Source organism: Arthrobacter sp. UM1, from assembly GCF_020483305.1.
In the GTDB taxonomy this organism is placed as follows: Bacteria; Actinomycetota; Actinomycetes; order Actinomycetales; family Micrococcaceae; genus Falsarthrobacter.
In genome coordinates this window covers 173,185-194,075 of sequence record NZ_JACWAB010000001.1, presented here as the reverse complement: position 1 = coordinate 194,075, position 20,891 = coordinate 173,185, and the positions used below count along the sequence as shown (strand labels likewise).

The 20,891-nt window shown below is 70.1% G+C and carries 18 protein-coding genes, 1 tRNA gene and 1 other RNA gene; 13 read left to right on the top strand and 7 right to left on the bottom strand.

Annotated features, from left to right (window positions below):
* Positions 1-26: 26 nt before the first annotated feature.
* The gene (def, locus tag H9I38_RS00925) at positions 27-599 is read left to right on the top strand and encodes a peptide deformylase (protein WP_226336755.1); all 573 of its coding nucleotides are present in this window, start codon (positions 27-29) and stop codon (positions 597-599) included.
* Positions 600-735: 136 nt separating this feature from the next.
* Here def and H9I38_RS00920 read toward each other — a convergent pair whose 3' ends face one another.
* Positions 736-2,232 (bottom strand): glyceraldehyde-3-phosphate dehydrogenase, encoded by a 1,497-nt coding sequence (locus H9I38_RS00920; protein WP_226336754.1) that lies wholly within the window; start codon positions 2,230-2,232, stop codon positions 736-738.
* Positions 2,233-2,347: 115 nt separating this feature from the next.
* An RNA gene (gene rnpB / locus H9I38_RS00915) (RNase P RNA component class A) lies at positions 2,348-2,723 on the bottom strand.
* Positions 2,724-2,760: 37 nt separating this feature from the next.
* On the opposite strand from rnpB, the gene H9I38_RS00910 reads away from it, so the two are divergent.
* Complete coding sequence (locus H9I38_RS00910; RefSeq protein WP_226336753.1) at positions 2,761-3,561, top strand: YaaA family protein; 801 nt, start codon at positions 2,761-2,763, stop codon at positions 3,559-3,561.
* A 79-nt stretch (positions 3,562-3,640) separates the two neighbouring features.
* Here H9I38_RS00910 and H9I38_RS00905 read toward each other — a convergent pair whose 3' ends face one another.
* Positions 3,641-4,519 carry a Nif3-like dinuclear metal center hexameric protein gene (locus tag H9I38_RS00905; RefSeq protein WP_226336752.1) on the bottom strand — a complete coding sequence of 293 codons (879 nt, stop codon included), beginning with the start codon at positions 4,517-4,519 and terminating at the stop codon, positions 3,641-3,643.
* A gap of 91 nt (positions 4,520-4,610) precedes the next feature.
* Here H9I38_RS00905 and msrA point away from each other — a divergent pair, with 91 nt between their 5' ends.
* The 3 genes from msrA to epsC all read left to right on the top strand — a co-directional run bounded on the left by msrA (position 4,611) and on the right by epsC (position 6,822).
* Positions 4,611-5,144, top strand: a complete 534-nt coding sequence (msrA, locus tag H9I38_RS00900) for a peptide-methionine (S)-S-oxide reductase MsrA (protein WP_226337317.1) — start codon at positions 4,611-4,613, stop codon at positions 5,142-5,144.
* A 42-nt stretch (positions 5,145-5,186) separates the two neighbouring features.
* On the top strand, positions 5,187-6,143 hold the full coding sequence (cysK, locus tag H9I38_RS00895) for a cysteine synthase A (RefSeq protein WP_226336751.1): 957 nt from the start codon (positions 5,187-5,189) through the stop codon (positions 6,141-6,143).
* Between the two features lie 61 nt (positions 6,144-6,204).
* Positions 6,205-6,822, top strand: coding sequence for a serine O-acetyltransferase EpsC (gene epsC, locus H9I38_RS00890; protein WP_226336750.1), 618 nt, complete (start codon positions 6,205-6,207; stop codon positions 6,820-6,822).
* A 15-nt stretch (positions 6,823-6,837) separates the two neighbouring features.
* Here epsC and H9I38_RS00885 read toward each other — a convergent pair.
* Positions 6,838-6,910 (bottom strand) — tRNA-Val (locus tag H9I38_RS00885).
* Positions 6,911-7,026: 116 nt separating this feature from the next.
* On the opposite strand from H9I38_RS00885, the gene gndA reads away from it, so the two are divergent.
* Together gndA and H9I38_RS00875 are read left to right on the top strand one after the other, a co-directional pair.
* Positions 7,027-8,475 (top strand): NADP-dependent phosphogluconate dehydrogenase, encoded by a 1,449-nt coding sequence (gene gndA / locus H9I38_RS00880; protein ID WP_226336749.1) that lies wholly within the window; start codon positions 7,027-7,029, stop codon positions 8,473-8,475.
* Positions 8,476-8,730: 255 nt separating this feature from the next.
* On the top strand, positions 8,731-10,200 hold the full coding sequence (locus H9I38_RS00875; protein WP_226336748.1) for an amino acid permease: 1,470 nt from the start codon (positions 8,731-8,733) through the stop codon (positions 10,198-10,200).
* 133 nt (positions 10,201-10,333) lie between these two features.
* On the opposite strand, the gene H9I38_RS00870 is transcribed toward H9I38_RS00875, so the two are convergent.
* The gene (locus H9I38_RS00870; protein WP_226336747.1) at positions 10,334-10,765 is read right to left on the bottom strand and encodes a DUF3052 domain-containing protein; all 432 of its coding nucleotides are present in this window, start codon (positions 10,763-10,765) and stop codon (positions 10,334-10,336) included.
* Between the two features lie 305 nt (positions 10,766-11,070).
* Between H9I38_RS00870 and aceE the strand changes: the two genes are divergently transcribed.
* From aceE to fabF, 6 genes are all read left to right on the top strand, one after another.
* A complete protein-coding gene (aceE, locus tag H9I38_RS00865) occupies positions 11,071-13,824 on the top strand; it encodes a pyruvate dehydrogenase (acetyl-transferring), homodimeric type (RefSeq protein WP_226336746.1) in 2,754 nt (917 codons plus the stop codon).
* A 7-nt stretch (positions 13,825-13,831) separates the two neighbouring features.
* Positions 13,832-15,019: a PucR family transcriptional regulator gene (locus H9I38_RS00860; protein WP_226336745.1), complete on the top strand. Its 1,188-nt coding sequence runs from the start codon at positions 13,832-13,834 to the stop codon at positions 15,017-15,019.
* 79 nt (positions 15,020-15,098) lie between these two features.
* Entirely contained in the window at positions 15,099-16,037 is a 939-nt protein-coding gene (locus tag H9I38_RS00855) for an ACP S-malonyltransferase (RefSeq protein WP_226336744.1), read from the top strand.
* A complete protein-coding gene (locus tag H9I38_RS00850; protein ID WP_226336743.1) occupies positions 16,034-17,077 on the top strand; it encodes a beta-ketoacyl-ACP synthase III in 1,044 nt (347 codons plus the stop codon). Before H9I38_RS00855 ends, H9I38_RS00850 begins: the two co-directional genes overlap by 4 nt.
* Before the next feature lie 144 nt (positions 17,078-17,221).
* Positions 17,222-17,467, top strand: coding sequence for an acyl carrier protein (locus tag H9I38_RS00845; protein ID WP_226336742.1), 246 nt, complete (start codon positions 17,222-17,224; stop codon positions 17,465-17,467).
* A gap of 86 nt (positions 17,468-17,553) precedes the next feature.
* Positions 17,554-18,789, top strand: coding sequence for a beta-ketoacyl-ACP synthase II (gene fabF / locus H9I38_RS00840; RefSeq protein WP_226336741.1), 1,236 nt, complete (start codon positions 17,554-17,556; stop codon positions 18,787-18,789).
* 248 nt (positions 18,790-19,037) lie between these two features.
* On the opposite strand, the gene H9I38_RS00835 is transcribed toward fabF, so the two are convergent.
* Together H9I38_RS00835 and H9I38_RS00830 are read right to left on the bottom strand one after the other, a co-directional pair.
* Complete coding sequence (locus H9I38_RS00835) at positions 19,038-19,583, bottom strand: DUF3145 domain-containing protein (protein ID WP_226337315.1); 546 nt, start codon at positions 19,581-19,583, stop codon at positions 19,038-19,040.
* Between the two features lie 170 nt (positions 19,584-19,753).
* The gene (locus H9I38_RS00830) at positions 19,754-20,824 is read right to left on the bottom strand and encodes a tyrosine recombinase XerC (protein ID WP_226336740.1); all 1,071 of its coding nucleotides are present in this window, start codon (positions 20,822-20,824) and stop codon (positions 19,754-19,756) included.
* Positions 20,825-20,891 lie beyond the last annotated feature (67 nt).

Genomic DNA, 20,891 nt, shown 5'->3' with positions numbered 1-20,891 from the left:
CTTTTTTCACGCCCCACGGAGGACCCATGACGATTCGCCCCATCACCATCTACGGCGAGCCCGTGCTCCACGCCGTCACCCGCGAGGTCACGGTGATCGACGACGATCTCCAGACGCTCATCGACGACATGTTCGAGACCCAGGACGCCGCCCACGGCGTGGGGCTCGCCGCCACCCAGGTGGGCGTCGGCCTGCGCCTCTTCACCTACGAGTTCGCCAACGACGACGGCGTCCCCGAGCGCGGCGTCGTCATCAACCCGCGCCTCCAGCTGGGCAAGGTCTCCAAGGTGCTCCCCGACCCGGACGAGGAGTCCGAGGGCTGCCTCTCCGTCCCCGGCGCCACCTACCCCCTCAAGCGCGCCGAGTGGGTGCGCGTGACGGGCCTGGACCGCAACGGCGAGCCGCTGGACTTCGAGGCGACCGGCTGGTTCGCCCGCGTCATGCAGCACGAGACGGACCACCTCGACGGCAAGCTCTACGTGGACCGCCTCGAGGACCGCTACAAGAAGCGGGCGTTCAAGTTCATGAAGAACCGCCACTGGCTCGTGCCGGGCAACACGTGGACGCCGGGCGAGGACGAGGACCCGTTCGGCCACTGATCCGGCCGGGCGGGGACGCGCCCGCCGTCGTCGTCGGAACGCCGAAGGCCGGCCGCTCGCCTCCGAGAGGATCCGAGCAGCCGGCCTTCACGCTGTCCGGGACGTCTCGCGCCGGCTGGACGCGAGACGCCGGGGGTCAGCTCTCGAGCGGCGGGTAGAGCGTGAAGCTCGCGTTCGCCATCGTCTCGAGGCAGCGCAGGACCTGGCAGGAGTAGCCGAACTCGTTGTCGTACCAGACGTACATGACGAGGCTCTTGCCCTGCGCGATGGTCGCGAGTCCGTCCACGACGCCCGCCTGGCGGGAGCCCACGAAGTCCGTGGAGACGATCTCCGGGCTGGACGTGTAGTCGATCTGCTTGCGCAGCGGCGTGTTGAGGCTGATGTCCCGCAGGTGGGCGTTGACCTCGTCCTTCTCCACCTCGGTCTCGAGCTGGAGGTTGAGGATGGCCATCGAGACGTCCGGCGTGGGGACGCGGATCGCGTTGCCGGTCAGCCTGCCCTTGAGCTCGGGCAGAGCCTTCGCGACGGCGGACGCGGCGCCCGTCTCCGTGAGGACCATGTTGAGCGCGGCGGAGCGGCCGCGGCGGTCGCCCTTGTGGAAGTTGTCGATGAGGTTCTGGTCGTTCGTGTACGAGTGGACGGTCTCCACGTGGCCGTGGACGATCCCGTACTTCTCGTTGAGGACCTTGAGCACCGGGGTGATGGCGTTCGTGGTGCAGGACGCCGCGGAGAGGATCGAGTCCGTCTCCTCGATGTCCTTGTGGTTGACGCCGTGCACGATGTTCTTGAGGCTGCCCTTGCCGGGAGCCGTGAGGAGCACCTGGGACACGCCCTTGGACTTCAGGTGCTGGCCGAGCCCCTCCTCGTCCCGCCACTTGCCGGTGTTGTCCACCACGATCGCGTTCTTGATGCCGTACTGCTCGTAGTCCACGGACGCCGGGTCGTTGGCGTAGATGAACTGGATGAGCGTGCCGTTCGCGCGGATCGTGTTGTTGTCCTCGTCCACCGTGATGGTGCCGTCGAACTGGCCGTGCACCGAGTCGCGGCGCAGGAGGGAGGCGCGCTTGGCGAGGTCGTTCTTGCCGGTGGGGCGGACCACGACGGCGCGCAGGCGCAGCCCGTAGCCGCCGCCGGCGTGCTCGATGAGCAGACGGGCCACGAGGCGGCCGATGCGGCCGAAGCCGTAGAGGACCACGTCCCGCGGCTCGCGGGCGCCCTCTCCGCCCTTGCCGGCGATCTCGGCGAGCTCGTCCGCGAGGAACTCCTTGAGCGAGCGGCCGTTGCCCTCCTTGCCGTACTTGACGGTGAGGCGGGCCACGTCGATCGAGGACGCCGCGAGGTCCATCTCCGCGAGCTCCTTGACGAGCGGGAGGGTCTCGGCGATGTCGAGCGGCGAGCCGTCGATCTGCCGCGCGAAGCGGTGCAGCTTGAGGATGCCGATCGCGGAGCGGTTGATGAGCGCGCGGCCGTGGATCGAGGGGACCACGTTGTTGCGGCGGTAGAGGGTGCCGAGGAGCGGGATCATGGCCTCGGCGTGGGACTCGCGGTCCATCCACTCGTTGAGCGTGTCTGCGGAGTCGAGACCCGCGGTGTTCTCGGAGACGTCCGGCTCGGACTCGGGGTTCAGGGACATCGTTGTTCCTTCCTCGGTGGGGGCGTGCACCTCGCTGTGCACGTCAGCCTCGCCGCGGCGGCGCTGCCGCGCGGAGAATCGCCCCCTCAGTCTACCGGGGGCGCATCGGGATCGAGGGACGGGACGCGATGTAAGCCGGGTTCTGTGCCGTGTGCTGTCGCCAGCGTCACGGTGACGATCATCTCTCTGGACCGCCCATTGCTGAGCGGCTCTAGCGGCCTACCCGGACGCTCGGGCGAGCAGCCCTCGAACGCGCCCTGTCTGGCCTTGCTCCCCATGGGGTTTACCGAGCTGCCGGGGTCGCCCCCGGCACTGGTGGTCTCTTACACCGCCGTTTCACCCTTGCCCGCGCCGGACGAGCCGAGCGGGCGGTCTGTTCTCTGTGGCACTGGCCTGCGGGTCTCCCCGAGTGGGCGTTGCCCACCATGGCGCTCTGCGGAGCCCGGACTTTCCTCGACGCCCTCAGGCGCCGCGATCGTCCTCGCGTCCCGTCCAGCAGTCCATTCTACGGCTCGATACGATGAACCGGTGCGCCTCTTCCTCCCGCCCTCCGAGACCAAGCGCGCCCCCGCGCGCGGCACGCCCGTCCGGCTGGACGCCCTCTCCTTCCCGGAGCTGGCGGACTCCCGCGAGGAGGCCCTCGAGGCCATCGCCTCGGCGTCAGAGCACGACGACGCCGCCGCCCGCTTCGGCGTCTCCGAGAAGCTCCTGCCACTCGTCAGGGCCAACGCGTCCTGGCGCACCGCGCCCGCGGCCGCTGCGGCCTCCGTTTATGAAGGGGTCCTCTACGACGCCCTCGGGTATGAGGACCTCTCCCCCGCCGCGAAGCGCCGAGCCCACGCCCAGGTCCGGGTCTTCTCGGCCGCCTTCGGCGTTCTCGGCCTCACGGACCGGATCCCGGCCTACCGGGCCTCGGGGACGCTCAAGACCCCCGCGCTCGGCTCTCCCCTGGCCACCTGGTGGTCCCGGCACCTCGCCGAGCCGCTCGCCGAGGACTGCAGCGGCGGGCTCGTCGTCGACGCCCGCAGCGGAACCTACGCGGGGATGTTCAAGCCCGAGCCCTCGCAGTGGGTGGGCCTCGACGTGGTCCAGAGGCGCGGGGACCGGCTCGCGGTCGTCTCCCACTTCGCCAAGCACACGCGCGGCCAGGCGGTCCGCGCCCTCCTCGAGTCCGGGGAGCGGCTCGGCTCCGCCCAGGCCCTCCGGGACTGGGCCAAGTCCCAGTTCGCTCCGCGCGGGTGGGAGGTCCGACTGGGCGAGGCCCACCGCTCGAAGCCCCGCTCGCTCACGCTCGTCCTCCCGGAGGACCACTCGTTCGCGCAGTCCTGAACGGGAGCAGGTCCGCCCTGAAGAGGCTCGGTCCCGAGGGGCGCGGTGCAGTCAAGAGCGGCCTGGCCCCGGGGCGTCCCTAGCGGCGGTCCGGCACGAGCACGAAGTCCCAGGGGTCCGTGACGGCCTCGCTCGCCGTCGTCTCGATCTCCCAGCCGCGCTCCGCGGCGGCCCGCTTCAGAGCCTCGGCCGCGAACGGCACCCACACCCACTCGCTCGCGAAGTGCGCCGTGTCAATGAGATAGGGCGTGCCGCCCCTGGCCTCCTCGCGGGCCTCGGAAGCGGGATGGTGGCGCAGGTCCGACGTCACGAAGACGTCCGCTCCGCTCGCGCGCACCTCGTCGAAGAGGGAGTCCCCCGCGCCTCCGCACAGCGCCACGCGCCGCACCTCGGCCTGGGCGTCGCCCGCCACCCGGACGCCGCCGGCCACGCTCGGCAGGGCCCCGGCCACGCGGCGGGCGAAGGCCGCGAGCGCCATCGGCTGCTCGAGCGTTCCCACGCGGCCGATGCCCGCGGGCGCCTCGACGTCGTCGTTCCCCTTCGCGGGCACGAGGGGCTCCATGTCCCGGAGCCCGAGGACCTGCCCCAGGAGGTCCGAGACGCCGCCCTCCGGCTGGTCCGCGTTGGTGTGGGCGGCGATGAGACCGCACCCGCCCTCGATGAGGCGGGTGAGCAGCTCGCCCTTGTACCCCTCGTCCGAGACGGAGCTGACTCCGCGCAGCAGGAGAGGGTGGTGGGTGAGGAGGGCGTCGTAGCCGCCCTCGAGGGCCTCGTCCACCACCTCGGCCACCGGGTCGACGGCGACGAGCACCTTCGAGACGGGACGCTGCATGCGGCCCGCGACGGGGCCGGTCCTGTCCCAGTCCTCGGTGAGGCTGAAGGGCCAGAGGCCGTCCACGAGGTCCACGAGGTCGGAGAAGCGGGGCTGTTCGGCGTCCGGGCGCGGGTTCTGGCTCATGTGAGGCATGATGCCACAGGCGGGAATGAGCCGGGCGGCCCGGGCGTTGCAGGCAGTGATGGCTGAGAACACCGACACCCAGACCCGTCCGATCCGCACGCTCGTCCTCGGCGGCGGCTGCTTCTGGTGCCTCGACGCCCTCTACCGCGAGGTGAGGGGCGTGACCGAGGTGACGAGCGGCTACACCGGCGGCAGGACGCCCCATCCGACGTACGAGTCGGTCTGCTCCGGAAGGACGGGCCACGCGGAGGCCGTGCGGGTCTCCTTCGACGAATCGGTCATCCCCGCCTCGGTGATCCTGGACATGTTCTTCGCGATGCACGATCCGACGACGCTCAACCGCCAGGGCTACGACGTCGGCACGCAGTACCGCAGCGCGGTCTTCGCCGCGAGCGAGCGGGACGCGGGGGACTTCGAGGCGGCCCGCGAGCGCGCCGCGCGGCTGTGGGACGACCCGATCGTGACCGCGCTGGAGCCCCTCGGCGAGTTCTTCGAGGCCGAGCCGATCCACCAGAACTATTACGCTGAGTTCCCGGATGCGGGATACTGCCAGGTGATCGTCAATCCCAAGCTCTCGAAGGCGCGCCGGGCCTTCGAGGACTGGATCCGTCCGCAGCCGGCCTGACCTGACCTAGACGATTCGAGACACGACTTGAGGAGCACTCGCGTGGGAGATGTGAAGCGCCCGGCACACGGCCGGATCTACCAGGACGTCACGGAGCTCATCGGGGGCACTCCCCTGGTCATGCTCAACCGGCTGACGGAGGGGCTGCCCGGCCGGGTGGCTGTGAAGCTCGAGTCCGCCAACCCGGCGAACAGCGTCAAGGACCGCATCGGCGCCGCGATCATCGACGCGGCCATGGCCTCGGGGCAGCTGAAGCCCGGCGGCACGGTGGTCGAGGGCACGAGCGGCAACACCGGCATCGCACTTGCGATGGTGGGCGCCGCGCGGGGCTTCAACGTGGTCCTCACGATGCCGGAGACCATGTCCGTGGAGCGCCGCATCATGCTCAAGGCGTTCGGCGCCGAGATCGTCCTCACCCCCGGGGCCGACGGCATGAGGGGCGCGGTGGAGAAGGCCGAGGAGATCGTGGCCAGCACGCCGAACGCGGTGCTCGCGCGCCAGTTCGAGAACGAGGCGAATCCCCGCGTCCACGCCGAGACCACAGCCGAGGAGATCCTCGAGGACACGCACGGCGAGCTCGCCGCGTTCGTCGCGGGAGTCGGCACGGGCGGCACGGTGACCGGCGTAGGCCGGGTGCTCCGCGAGCGGGCGCCGGAGGTCAAGATCGCGGTGGTGGAGCCCGCGGACTCCCCGATCCTCTCGGGCGGGAAGGCCGGCCCCCACAAGATCCAGGGCCTCGGGGCCAACTTCGTCCCCGACGTCCTCGACCGGGACGTCTACTCCGAGGTGTTCGACGTCGAGCTCGACGACGCCCTGACCACCGCGCGGGACCTCGGCCGGTTCGAGGGCATCGCCGGCGGCATCTCGGCCGGCGCCAACGTGTTCGCCGCGCTGCAGATGGCGAGCCGCGAGGAGTACCGGGACAAGCTGATCGTGACCGTGGTCCCGGATTTCAGCGAGCGCTACATCTCCACCGCGCTCTACGAGGACCTGCGCTGACCCCAGGGTCCGCGCGCCCCGCCGGCCCAGACCGAGACCGACCGAGGAGAGACTCCGCACCGTGAAGCTGCCCGCCAAGATCCTCAGCGCCCTGCGCGAGGACCTCCAGACCGCGCGCCGCCAGGACCCCGCCTCGGGGTCCGACGCGCACAATCTCGTCATCTACTCGGGACTGCACGCCATCTGGTCCCACCGTCTCGCCCATCAGATGTGGCAGAAGAGGCGGCTGCGCCCGGCGGCGCGGATGGTCTCGCAGGTGACGCGGGCCTTGACGGGCATCGAGATCCATCCGGGCGCGAGGATCGGGCGCCGGTTCTTCATCGACCACGGCATGGGCGTGGTCATCGGGGAGACGGCCGAGATCGGGGACGACGTCCTCATCTACCAGGGCGTCACGCTGGGAGGCCGCTCGCTCGAGCGCGTCAAGCGCCACCCCACCATCGGCTCGCGCGTCACGATCGGGGCCGGGGCCAAGGTGATCGGCCCGGTGACGGTCGGGGACGACTCGGCGATCGGCGCCAACGCCGTCGTCGTCAAGGACTCCGCCTCCGGGGCCGTGCTCACGGGCATCCCGGCGAAGAACCGCAAGGACCAGGCTCCGGAGCACCCGCAGCCGTGCGTGGACCCGGCCGAGTACGCGGCGGAGGACGACGAGGAGACGCAGGCGCAGCTGCCGTAAGCGCAGCCGTGGGAGTGGGCCCTACCGGGATCGAACCGATGACATTCAGTGTGTAAGACTGACGCTCTACCAGCTGAGCTAAAGGCCCCTGTGGACAGCGGCTGACGCCGCCGGACATCTGACTATAGCCTGGAGAAGGGCACGCCCCCAATCCGCCGGACTCCCCCGGCGGCTCGGTTCGAGACCCTCTTCAGGAGCTGCAGCATGAAACTCGCGGACATCGGCGTCACCGGCCTCGCGGTCATGGGAGCCAATCTGGCCCGGAACTTCGCCCGCAACGGCTACACGGTGGCGGTCCACAACCGCAGCCCGCAGCGCACCGACGCTCTCCTCGAGGAGCACGGCTCCGAGGGGGACTTCGTCCGCGCCGACTCCCTCGAAGAGCTCGTCCAGAAGCTGGAGCGCCCCCGCCGGGTCCTCGTCATGGTCAAGGCCGGAGCCCCGGTGGACGCGGTCATCGAGCAGCTCGTTCCGCTGCTGGACGAGGGAGACATCGTCATCGACGCAGGCAACTCCCACTACGCGGACACGCGCCGCCGCGAGGCCGCCCTCGCGGAGAAGGGGCTGCACTTCGTGGGCGTCGGCGTCTCCGGCGGCGAGGAGGGCGCTCTCAACGGCCCCTCGATCATGCCGGGCGGCTCGGAGGAGTCCTACCGCTCCCTCGGACCGATGCTGGAGAAGATCGCCGCGGACTTCCGCGGAGAGCCCTGCTGCGCCTGGGTGGGGACGGACGGCGCCGGGCACTTCGTCAAGATGGTCCACAACGGTATCGAGTACGCGGACATGCAGGTCATCGGCGAGTCGTACGACCTCATGCGCCAGGCCGCCGGCCTCGAGCCCGCCGAGCAGGCCGAGGTCTTCGAGCGCTGGAACGCCACCGAGCTGGAGAGCTACCTCATCGAGATCACCTCCCGCGTCCTCAAGCAGACGGACGCCAAGACGGGCAAGCCGCTCGTCGACGTCATCGTGGACGCGGCCGGGCAGAAGGGCACGGGCCGCTGGACGGTCATCTCGGGCCTCGAGATCGGAGCGCCGGTCTCCGCCATCGCCGAGTCCGTCTTCGCCCGCGGCCTCTCCTCCCAGCCTGAGCAGCGCGCCGCCGCCCACAAGGACTTCGGCTCCGCCTTCGAGCCGGACGTGGCGCCGGAGGACCGCGAGGCGTTCGTCGAAGACGTCCGCAAGGCCCTCTACGCCACCAAGCTCGTCAGCTACGCCCAGGGCATCGACATGCTCCTCAAGGCCGCGGACGAGTACGGGTGGACCCTGGACATCTCGCGGATCGCCGGACTGTGGCGCGCGGGCTGCATCATCCGCGCGGACCTCCTGGACACGATCATGAAGACGTACGCGGACGGCGCCAAGCCCGTCAGCCTCCTCCTCGCCGAGGAGTTCCGGGGCGCCCTCGAGGACGCGCTGCCGTCCTGGCGGCGGATCGTGGCCCATGCGGCCCTCACGGGCGTTCCCGCGCCGGTCATGTCCTCCTCCCTCTCCTACTTCGACGCCCTGCGGGCGGAGCGCCTTCCCGCTGCGCTCACCCAGGGCCTCCGGGACCTCTTCGGAGCCCACACGTACCGCCGCGTGGACGCAGAGGGGACGTTCCACACCCAGTGGAGCGGGGACCTCAGCGAGGTGGAGGCGGCAGACACCCACTAGTCCGTCCGCGAGAGCCCGCCGCACCCGTGATTTGCATCACGGAGTGATGCGGCGGGCTCTTCCCGTCCCGGCCCCGTGAGGCCTGAATTCTCCCCGCTGTGGCGCGGAACACCCAGACCGGGAAACCTGTGAGCCGCACCCCGCTCGGCGGCGCCCGCGTTTGTGGCAGGGGTGATTGCCAGTACTGTGAGTGAGCGGCACCACTCCAGGTGCCTTTTTCTGTCCCATCCGACCACCACACGAGGACCGTTCGACTTGGCTCACACGACACAACAGCGGGCCGCGGAGACGCACCCCCCCGCCGGCGACGGCTACGCGAAGCACCTCAAGAACCGCCACATCCAGATGATCGGCATCGGCGGCGCCATCGGCTCGGGCCTGTTCGTCGGCTCGGCCAGCCGCCTCCACTCGGCGGGCCCCTCGCTCATCCTGTCCTACGCCATCTGCGGCGCCGTCGCGATGATCGTGGTGCGCGCGCTCGGCGAGATGGTCCTCCACCGCCCCACCCCGGGCGCCTTCGTGGCCTACTCCCGCGAGTTCATCGGAGAGCCGGCCGCCTACGCCGCAGGCTGGTTCCACTTCCTCAACTGGGCGTTCACGCTCGTGGCCGACGCCACGGCCATCGCCGGGTTCCTCGTCTTCTGGCCCGCGATCGGCGACACCATGCCCAGGTGGGCCCTGGCGCTCATCGCGCTCGCCATCGTCCTCGCCGTCAACCTCATCGGCGTGAAGATCTTCGGCGAGATGGAGTTCTGGTTCTCCATCATCAAGGTGGCCACCATCATCGCCTTCATGCTCGTGGCGATCTACTTCATCGTGACGCGCGCCGACCTCAGCGACTCCGCACACCACGCGACCGCCGGCCTGCACAACATCACCGAGTCCGGCTTCTTCCCGAACGGCGTCCTCCCGGCCTTCACCCTCATGTCCGGCGTCATCTTCTCCTTCGCCGCGATGGAGCTCATCGGCGTGGCCGCCGGCGAGTCGGAGAACCCCAAGGAGGTCATGCCCTCCGCCGTCCGCTCGGTCCTGTGGCGCATCCTGACGTTCTACATCGGCACAATCGCGCTCCTCGCGCTCCTGCTGCCCTCGAGCCAGTACACCGCCGGCGAATCGCCCTTCGTCACGGTCCTCGACCGCGTGGGCTTCCACCTCGGCCCGGTGCACATGGCGGACATCATGAACGTCGTCCTCATCTCCGCCGTGGCCTCTTCGATGAACTCGGGCCTCTACTCCACGGGCCGCGTGCTGCACTCGATGGGCATGGCCCGCACCGCGCCGCGCTACCTGCAGAAGATGAGCAAGACCCACGTCCCGTTCGCGGCCATCCTCACGACCGCCGGATTCGGGCTCGTCGGCATCGCCATCAACTACTTCTGGCCGTCCGAGGCGTTCGAGATCGTCCTCGAGATCGCGACCATCGGCATCATCGGCGTCTGGTCCATGATCCTGCTCTCCCACTGGGCCATGGTCCGCAAGGCCAAGCGCGGCGAGATGGACCGCCCGGACTTCAAGCTCCGCGGGGCCCCGGCGCTCAACATCTTCGGCCTCGCGTTCCTCGCGATGGTCCTCGTCATGCTCGCGTTCAGCGAGGACCTCCACGCCCGCCTCGCGGTCCTCGCCGGCGTGCCGACCGTGGCCGTCCTCCTCGTCGCCGGATGGTTCGTCGTCCGCCGCAACGTGGACACGGAGGCCTTCGAGCACGACGACGTCGCGACGCCGTAGCGTCTCGGGCGCAGCCCGGCCCCTCAGGGGCAGACGCGAGAAGGGCGGTCCTCCCGGTTCGGGAGGACCGCCCTTCTTCTCTCGCGGGCCCCGCGCTCGCGCGCTGCCTGCTCTCGCGCTGGCTCTGCGCGGCCTACTTGCGCTCGGCGCCCACGCGGCGTCCGACCAGCCGCGTGGCGGACCAGTCCTCGCTGAGGCCCGCCGTGCGCGTCACGTGCAGGCCCGCCGTCGGAGCGGACTCCGCGACGTCCGTGGCCGAGACGTGCAGCTCGCGCCCCTTCTTCGGGGTGAGGAGCCACACGACGCCGCCCTCGTCGAGCGTGGCCTGGGCGTCGACGAGCATGTCGACCAGGTCGCCGTCGCCCTGGCGCCACCACACGAGCACCACGTCCACGACCTCGTGGTCTTCCTCCGTCAAGAGCTCCTCGCCCGTGATCTCCTCGATCGCGTCGCGCAGCGCGAAGTCGACGTCGTCGTCGTACCCGAACTCCTGAACCAGGCAGTCGTCCGGGAAGTCGAGCTCCTGGCGGATGGAATCGTTCGTCGCGGAACCCTGTGGGTTCACCTCGTGCCTCCAAGTCATGTCGGTTCGGCGCCCAGACTCAGGCGCCCTGCCTACGCCTAATCTAACCTGTCCGCGTCCGCGGACCCGGATTGCGCGGGCGGACAGCCCCGGATCCGGCGACTGTGGGGCGTCTCATAGCGGCGCTGATCACGCCGCGGCGGGGCCTCGCGTGGGGATAGAGTGGGGGGTGGACTGTCCACGCAGATCTGCCCGCGCACGCGGGCCGCCAAGCCGACTGCACCGGAGAGTCCCAGCGGCTCCACAGCCCCCTGGGCGGAGACAGAGCCGCTCCACTCGCAATGTGCATGAAAGAGGGTTACACAGTGACTGCAGGCGAAGAACACGCTCACATCGTGAGCGCCCTGACTCACCAGCTTCCCGACTCGGACCCCCAGGAGACGGCCGAGTGGATCGAGTCGCTGGACGGGCTCATCGAGTCCGAGGGCACCGAGCGCGCGCAGTTCATCATGCGGTCGCTCCTGCAGCGGGCGGGCGCTCGCAGCGTCGGCGTCCCCATGGTGACCACCACGGACTACGTCAACACCATCCCGGTGGACCAGGAGGCCCAGTTCCCGGGTGACGAGGAGATCGAGCGCCGCTACCGCGCCTGGATGCGCTGGAACGCCGCGGTCATGGTGCACCGCGCGCAGAAGCCGAGCATCGGCGTCGGCGGCCACATCTCCACGTACGCGGGCGCGGCCACCCTCTACGAGGTCGGCTTCAACCACTTCTTCCGCGGCAAGGACCACCCGGGCGGCGGAGACCAGGTCTTCTTCCAGGGCCACGCCTCCCCCGGCATGTACGCCCGCGCGTTCCTCGAGGGCCGCCTGACCGAGGAGCAGATGGACGCCTTCCGCCAGGAGGCCTCGAAGGCGCCGAACGGCCTCTCCTCCTACCCGCACCCGCGCATGATGCCGGACTTCTGGGAGTTCCCCACGGTCTCCATGGGCATCGGGCCCATGAACGCCATCTACCAGGCGCAGACCAACCGCTACCTGCACAACCGCGGCCTCAAGGACACCTCGGACCAGCACGTCTGGGCCTTCCTCGGCGACGGCGAGATGGACGAGCCCGAGTCGCGCGGCCTTCTCCAGCTCGCGGCCAACGAGAACCTGGACAACCTGACCTTCGTCATCAACGCCAACCTCCAGCGCCTCGACGGCCCGGTGCGCGGCAACGGCAAGATCGTCCAGGAGCTCGAGGCCTTCTTCCGCGGCGCCGGCTGGAACGTCATCAAGGTCCTCTGGGGCCGCGAGTGGGACGCCCTCCTCGAGAAGGACCGGGACAACTCCCTCGTGGACATCATGAACACCACGGTGGACGGCGACTACCAGACGTACAAGGGCGAGTCCGGCGGCTTCGTCCGCGAGCACTTCTTCGGCAAGACGCCGCAGACCAAGGAGCTCGTGGCGGACCTCACGGACGAGCAGATCTGGAACCTCAAGCGCGGCGGGCACGACTACCACAAGGTCTACGCGGCGTACAAGGCCGCCACCGAGTTCAAGGGCAAGCCGACCGTCATCATCGCCAAGACGGTCAAGGGCTACGGCCTGGGCCCGCACTTCGAGGCCCGCAACGCAACGCACCAGATGAAGAAGATGACGCTGGAGGACCTCAAGTCCTTCCGCGACCACCTGCGCATCCCGATCTCGGACGAGCAGCTCGAGGCGGACCCCTACAACCCGCCGTACTACAACCCGGGCCCCGACGCTCCGGAGATCAAGTACCTCCTGGAGCGCCGCCGCGAGCTCGGCGGCTTCCTGCCGGAGCGCCGCGTCAAGCACGACGAGGTGAAGATGCCCTCGGACAAGACGTTCGAGATCGCCCGCAAGGGCTCGGGCAAGCAGCAGGCCGCCACCACCATGGCGTTCGTGCGCCTGCTCAAGGACCTCATGCGGGACAAGGAGTTCGGCAAGCGCGTCGTCCCCATCGTCCCGGACGAGGCGCGCACGTTCGGCATGGACGCGTTCTTCCCGACGGCCAAGATCTACAATCCGAAGGGCCAGAACTACCTCTCCGTGGACCGCGAGCTCGTCCTCGCCTACAAGGAGTCGGAGAAGGGCCAGATCCTGCACGCGGGCATCAACGAGGCCGGCTCGGTCTCGGCGATGACGGCGGCGGGCACGTCCTACGCCACGCACGGCGAGCCGCTCATCCCGATCTACATCTTCTACTCGATGTTCGGGTTCCAGCGCACGGGCGACGGCATCTGGGCGGCCGCGGACATGATGACGCGCGGCTTCATCATCGGCGCCACCGCGGGCCGCACCACGCTGACCGGCGAGGGCACCCAGCACGCGGACGGCCACTCGCCGCTCCTCGCCTCGACCAACCCGGCCGTCGTGGCCTATGACCCGGCCTACGGCTACGAGATCGGGCACATCATGCGCGCCGGCCTCGAGCGCATGTACGGCGGCAAGCACGAGGATCCGAACGTCATGTACTACCTCACGGTGTACAACGAGCCGATCCTCCAGCCGGCCGAGCCCGAGGACCTCGACGTGGACGGCCTCCTCAAGGGCATCTACCTCCTCAAGCGCGCGGAGAACGACGGCCCCCGGGCCCAGCTCTTCGGCTCGGGCGTGTCCGTGCCGTGGGCGCTCGAGGCGCAGAAGATCCTCGCGGACGAGTGGGGCGTCTCCGCCGACGTCTGGTCGGTGACGAGCTGGAACGAGCTGCGCCGCGACGGCGTGGCCGCCGAGGCCCACGAGTTCGCCACAGGCGAGAAGCGCACGCCGTTCATCGCCCAGCAGCTCGAGGGCGCGGAGGGCCCGGTCATCGCCACGACGGACTACATGCACGCCGTCGCGGATCAGGTCCGCCAGTTCATCCCGAACGAGTTCGCCTCGCTCGGCGCGGACGGATTCGGCTTCGCGGACACCCGCGCCGCCGCCCGCCGCTTCTTCAAGGTGGACACCGCCTCGCTGGTCGTCAAGACGCTCCAGATGCTCGAGCGCCGCGGCGAGGTGCCGGAGGGCACCTGGCGCAAGGCGTACGAGCAGTACGGCATCGACGACGTCAACAAGGGCACCACGGGCACCGTCGGCGGCGACGCCTGATCTGACCGTGTCCGAACAGAGCGCCGCAGTGCAGTCCGCACCCTCGGACCGCACTGCGGCGCTTCTGCGCTCCCACCTCGGCCGCATGTCCACGGCGGCCATCATCAAGCTGACCCGCTCCCTCTCCTGGTTCCGCGGGCTCCGTCCGCGCGAGCGCTCGCAGCTCGGGCTCATCGCCCAGCGCGGCATCTCGGCCTTCGTCGAGTGGTATGAGGAGCCCACGTCGGACGGGTGGACGGTCGGCGAGATCTTCTCCAACTCCCCCGCCGAGCTCACCCGCTCCGTCAGCCTGCAGCAGGCGCTCCAGCTCGTCCGCGTCGTCGTCGACTCGGTCGAGGCCTACGCGCCCTCCGTCGTCGAGGAGCACGAGCTCCCCGCCCTGCGCGAGGCCGTGCTCAAGTACTCGCGCGAGGTGGCCTTCGGGGTCGCGGACGTCTACGCGCGGGCGGCCGAGGCCCGAGGCGCCTGGGACACGCGCATGGAGGCGCTCGTGGTGGACGCGATCATCCGCGGCGAGAACTCGGACGCGCTGCGCAGCCGCATCTCGGCGGTCGGGTTCTCGACGGCGCAGCCGATGACCGTCGTCGTCGGCCCCTCCGCGGAGCACGAGGACAGCACCGAGGTCATGGCCGTGCGCCGCCGGGTGGCCGCGCACGCCTCGGACTCGCTCGTGGGGGTGCAGGGAGACCGGCTGATCCTCGTCCTCAGCGGCCTGAAGAACCGGGACCGCGCGCTCGCCGCCGTGGCCGAGTGCTTCGCCGAGGGGCCCGTGGTCTACGGGCCGGAGGCGAGCACGCTCCCCGAGGCGAGCGCCTCCGCCAAGGCCGCGTTCGCGGGGATGGCGGCGGCACGGGCGTGGCCGTCGGCACCGAGGCCCGTCTCCTCGGAGGCGCTGTGGCCGGAGCGCCTCCTCAACGGGGACCAGTCGGCGGCGCGCGCCCTCGTGGAGTCCGTGTTCGCGCCGCTCGAGCCGCATCCGGGGCTCATCGAGACCCTCGGGGTGTTCATCGAGAAGGGCCACTCGATGGAGGCCACGAGCCGCGCGCTCTACGTGCACGCGAACACCGTCCGCTACCGCCTCAAGCGCATCCGGCAGGAGACGGGATGGGACCCCCTGGACCCGCGAGAGGCCTTCGTGCTCCACGCGGGTCTCATCGCGGGAAGGCTCGCCCGCCCCGCCTCGAGCGGGTTGTAGACTTCCTACAAACAGTTCCCGTCATGTTGGTCCATCGCAATGACAGTGCGAGGGGCCCAGGTTTGGAAAGCTTGATCTCGTGTTAGCCATTGTCTGCCCTGGTCAGGGCTCCCAGGTTCCCGGTTTCCTCAACCCGTGGCTCGAGGACGAGAGCGTCCGCGAGCAGGTGGAGAAACTGTCAGAAGCCTCCAAGACGGACCTCGCCGAGCACGGCACCGTCTCGGACGAGGCCACGATCAAGGACACGGCCATCGCCCAGCCGCTCATCGTCGCCGCGGGCATCGTCTCCGCCGGCGCGCTCGGCGTCGAGGCGGACCTCTACGCGGGCCATTCCGTCGGCGAGATCACGGCGGCCGCCCTCTCAGGCGTTCTGTCCGACGACGACGCGGCTGCCCTCGTGGGCGAGCGCGGGCGCCTCATGGCCTCCGCCGCGGCTGAGGAGGACACCACCATGGCCGCGATCCTCGGCGGCAAGGAGGACGAGGTCCTCGCCGCGATCGAGTCGGCCGGCGCCTTCGTGGCCAACGTCAACGCCCCGGGCCAGATCGTGGCCGCGGGCAGCCGGTCCGCCGTGGCACAGCTGCTGGAGAACCCGCCGGCTCGCGCCCGCGCCGTCGAGCTCAAGGTGGCCGGCGCGTTCCACACGAGGTACATGGGCTCCGCCGTCGAGCACCTCACCCGCGTGGCGGAGGGCCTCGTGACGCAGGACCCGGAGAAGGTCCTCCTCACCAACAAGGACGGCTCGGCCGTGGAGCACGGCAAGGTGTACCTGGACCTCATCGTGGACCAGGTGGTCAACCCGGTCCGCTGGGACCTCTGCATGGCGGAGATGGAGCGGCAGGGCGTCACGGGCGTCCTCGAGGTGGCCCCGGCCGGCACGCTCGCGGGCCTTGCCAAGCGCGGGCTGAAGTCCGCCGAGCGGTTCACCCTCAACTCCCCTGACGAGCTGGACGCGGCGCGCGAGTTCGCCGCCGCCCACGCCGGGGGCCGCACCCAGGAAGAAGGCTCTGACGCATGAGCGCACAGCTGAACGAGCAGCCCCGGCTGACCCAGTACACACCCCGGGAGCACTCCCGCATCTTCGGCGTGGGGGCGTACCGCGGCGAGCGCGTGGTCCCGAACTCCGAGCTCATCGAGCCGATCAACTCGAGCGACGAGTGGATCCGCCAGCGCACGGGCATCGTCACGCGACGCCGGGCCACGGCCGAGGTGAGCGTCGTCGACATGGCGGAGAGCGCCGCGCGGTCCGCCCTCGAGCACGCGGGCCTGTCCGCGGAGCAGATCGGCGCCGTCGTCGTCTCCACCGTGACGCACCCGTACGCGACGCCCTCGGCGGCTACCCAGCTCATCGGGCGGCTCGGGATCCCGACCGTCCCGGCCTATGACGTCTCCGCCGCCTGCGCGGGCTACTGCTACGGCGTGGCGCAGGGAGACGCGCTCGTGCGCTCCGGCATGGCGGAGCACGTGCTCGTCATCGGCGTCGAGAAGCTCTCGGACTTCATCGACCCGACGGACCGCACCATCAGCTTCCTCCTCGGGGACGCCGCCGGCGCCGTCGTCATCGGCCCGAGCGAGACGCCCGGGATCAGCCGCTCGATGTGGGGCTCCGAGGCGAACAAGTGGAACGCGATCGGCATGACGCACTCGCTCCTCGACATGGAGAAGATCTCCGATCCGGCGGCCGTCTGGCCCACCCTCCGCCAGGACGGCCCCTCCGTGTTCCGCTGGGCGGTCTGGGAGATGGCCAAGGTGGCCCGCCGCACGCTCGAGGACGCCGGCGTGGCGCCCGAGGAGCTCGGCGCGTTCATCCCCCACCAGGCGAACATGCGGATCATCGACGAGATGGTCAAGCAGCTCAAGCTCCCCGAGTCCGTGCACGTGGCGCGGGACATCGAGGACACGGGCAACACCTCGGCCGCCTCGATCCCCGTGGCCATGCGCCGGATGCTGGACGAGAAGCCGGAGCTCGCCGGGAAGCTCGCGCTGCAGATCGGCTTCGGCGCGGGACTCGTGTTCGGCGCCCAGGTCGTCGTCCTCCCGGGCGAGCCGAAGGCCTAGCCCGCGGGCGGGCCAGCCCCACACCCTTCCGAGGCCATCCTCGGGGCCGGCTGCGAGGCCGGCAGGCGGGACGGCGCTCAGCCTCCCCGCCGATCCACACGGACGCCGCCCGGCGTCCACATCTCAGAGAAGAAGGAGCCCATCATGGCTACCAAGGAAGAAATCCTCAGCGGTCTCGCCACCATCGTCAACGAGGAGACCGGCATCGAGGTCGAGGACGTCAAGCCGGAGAAGTCCTTCGCCGAGGACCTCGACATCGACTCGATCTCGATGATGACCATCGTCGTGAACTGCGAGGAGCAGTTCGGCGTCCAGATCCCGGACGAGGACGTCAAGAACCTCAAGACGGTCGGCGACGCTGTCGACTACATCGAGAACGCCGGCAAGTAGTCCGGCCCGGTGCGCCGCCTCCTCGGGCGGCGCACCCCCTCACCTTTCCCCTCCCTCGACTTCATGACCGCTGTAAGGAACAAGCCATGTCTCGCAAAGTAGTGATCACCGGACTCGGTGCGACGACCCCGATCGGCGGCACCGTCGAAGAACTGTGGACGAACGCGACCGCTGGCACGGCGGGCATCCACCTCCTCACGGACGACTGGGTCGAGGAATACCAGCTGCCGGCCAAGATCGCGGGCCGCGTCACCACCCCCGCCTCCGAGGTCCTCTCGCGGGTGGAGCTGAAGCGCATGGATCCCTCGACGCAGCTCGGCGTCATCGCCGCCCGTGAGGCCTGGGCCGACGCCGGCACGCCCGAGGTGGACCCGGAGCGCTTCGGCGTCGCGTTCGCCACGGGCATCGGCGGCGTGTGGACGCTGCTGGACGGCTGGGACACGCTCCGCGAGAAGGGCCCGCGCCGCGTCATGCCGATGACGGTGCCGATGCTCATGCCGAACTCCGTCTCCGGAACCATCTCCCTGGACCTCGGCGCCCGCGCTGCGGCCCGGACCCCGGTCTCCGCCTGCGCGTCCGGCACCGAGGCGCTCGACCTCGCCCTGGAGATGATCCGCTCGGGCAAGGCGGACGTCGTCGTCACCGGCGGCGCGGAATCGGCCATCCACCCGATCACGCTCGCGGCCTTCTCCAGCATGCAGGCCCTCTCGCGCCGCAACGACGAGCCGGAGCGCGCCTCCCGCCCGTACGACGTGGACCGTGACGGCTTCGTCATGGGCGAGGGCGCCGGCGCGCTCGTCCTCGAGTCAGAGGAGCACGCGAAGGCCCGCGGCGCGAAGATCTACGCCGAGCTCGCGGGCACGTCCGTCACCGCGGACGCCCACCACATCACGGCTCCGGACCCCGAGGGCCTCGGCGCCACGCGCGCCCTGCGGGCCGCGCTCGAGGACGCCGGCGCCCGTCCGGAGGACGTGGTCCACGTCAACGCGCACGCCACCTCCACCCCGGTGGGCGACGTGCCCGAGTACACGGCTCTCAAGGCGACGTTCGGCGAGCACGTCAACAACATCGCCGTCTCGGCGACCAAGTCCCAGACGGGTCACCTCCTCGGCGCCGCGGGCGCCGTCGAGGCCGTGCTCACCACGCTCGCGGTGTACAACCGGGAGATGCCGGCCACGATCAACCTGGAGAACCAGGACCCGGCCATCCCGCTCGACGTGGTGACGGAGCGCCGCTCCCTGCCGCAGGGCGACGTCCTGGCGCTCAGCAACAGCTTCGGCTTCGGCGGACACAACGCCGTCGCCGCGATCCGCAGCGTCTGACGGGCCGGCCTGTTCCACACGTCGCCGGCCCCGGTGCCGGTCTGAGGGGCTGAACCCGGCGAAGAGAAGAGCGGGCCGCGCTCCCCAAGGGAGCGCGGCCCGCTCTTTCGTCTGTACTGGTCGTCTGTCCTGGTCGTCTGTCCTGCGCGTCTGTCCTGCGCGTGTGTGCTGCGCGCCGAAGCTGCTTGTCTGTCCTGCTCGCCGACGCCGCTTGTCTGCGCCTCCGCTGCGAGACCCGCGAGGGAGGGCTACACGACCCGGTGGAGCCAGCGGACGGTGTCCGTCTCCTCGTTGGCGTGGCGGAAGGGCTCGAGCTCCTCGTCCCAGGCCTCGCCGAGTGCCAGCGAGAGCTCGTGGTACATGACGGCAGGGTCTCCGGCGCCCTGCTCGTAGGCGAAGCGGATCCGCTCCTCGGAGACCATGATGTTGCCGTGGACGTCCGTGGTGGCGTGGAAGATGCCGAGCTCCGGGGTGTGGGACCAACGGCCGGCGTCGTTCCCGGCGGAGGCCTCCTCCGTCACCTCGAAGCGGATGTGCGGCCAGCCGCGCAGAGCCGATGCGAGGAGGGAGCCCGAACCGGCGGGGCCCTCCCAGGCGAGCTCAGCGCGGACCATGCCGGGCGCCACGGGCTGCGGCTTCCATGCGCAGGCCGTGCGGCGGCTCACCACGGACTCGATGGCCCACTCGATGTGCGGGCACATGGCATTGGGAGCCGAATGGATGAACAGCGTGCCGCGTGTGGACGCGGACGACTGGGCCTGGTGTCCCCCGCGCTGCGCAGCGCGGGCTCCCATGGCCTTGTTCGACGACGATGATGTGCTCACGTGGGTCCCTCCTTAGGCACGTCTTCCCCACGGGCCTGATCCGGAACTCGATGTGTGCACTGTTGCACCCTCCATCTTGCCGACCCCGCTGTGCGACGGGCAAGCGACGCGCCGGAGGCACGCGCAGATTCTGCGGCGTGTCAGGCGCGGGGATGGGCCTGGCGGTACGCCTGCCTCAGACGGTCGACGGAGACGTGCGTGTAGATCTGCGTCGTCGTGAGAGAGGCGTGGCCGAGCAGCTCCTGGATGCTGCGCAGGTCAGCGCCCTGGTCCAGCATGTGCGTGGCCGCAGTGTGCCGCAGGGCGTGCGGACCGCGAGCGCTCGTGGTCCCGAGTGCGGCGAGCGCTCGATTGACCACGTCCCGGACCTGCCGCTGGCCGATCCGCTTGCCGCGGACGCCCACGAACAGCGCCATCTCCCCTTCGTTCGCCAGGAGACGACGGCCCTCCCGCTGCCATGCGTCGAGGGCATCGAGGGCAGGCCGCCCGAGCGGCAGAGCCCTCTCTTTGTCTCCCTTTCCGACGACGCGGGCGATGCCACGGTCCGTGTCCACGGAGCTCACGTCCATGCCGCACAGCTCTTCGACGCGCATCCCGGTCCCGTAGAGCACCTCGAGGAGGGCGGCGTCACGGAGGGCGAGAGCGTGCTCGGCCGACGTGGGCTCCTGTGGAGTCGATTCCTGCGCTGTGGCGTCCTTGGAACCGGCCGCCTCGGCACCTGGCGCTTCGGGAGCGTGCTCTTCAACCCTGTGCTGCTCTGGACGCGCCTCGAGCACGGACTGCATGTCCCGGCGGCTGACCACGGCGGGGAGACGCTGCGAAAGCTTCGGGGCGGAAAGCCGTGTACTCGGGTCGGTGTCCCTCACGCCTTGGAGCACGAGCCAGTCGAAGTACTTCTTGGCGCTGGAGACGCTGCGAGCGATGCTCCGCGGCGAGTGTCCGGACTCGAAACGCCCTTGGACCGCCTCCCTGAGGTCGATGGGCTCGACCTCGGCCGGGTCGGTGATCCCCATCCCTGCGCAGTCCCCTGCGAGCTGCCGGATGTCCGCGCTGTACGCGGTGACCGTGCGCGGAGAGAGGTCCAGCTCGTAGCGGAGGTAGCGGTCGAACGCCTCGATCTGCCAGGCGGCAGGCACGGCAGACTCCTGTCCGCCGCCTGCGTCCTGGGCGCCACGGGCGGCCGTGTCTGGGGTGAGATCGCCTCCTGCCATGGTTCTGACATCTTCCCACGGGCAGAGCACCTGTCAGGCTCGAGGAATCACGACATGCGCTCATCTC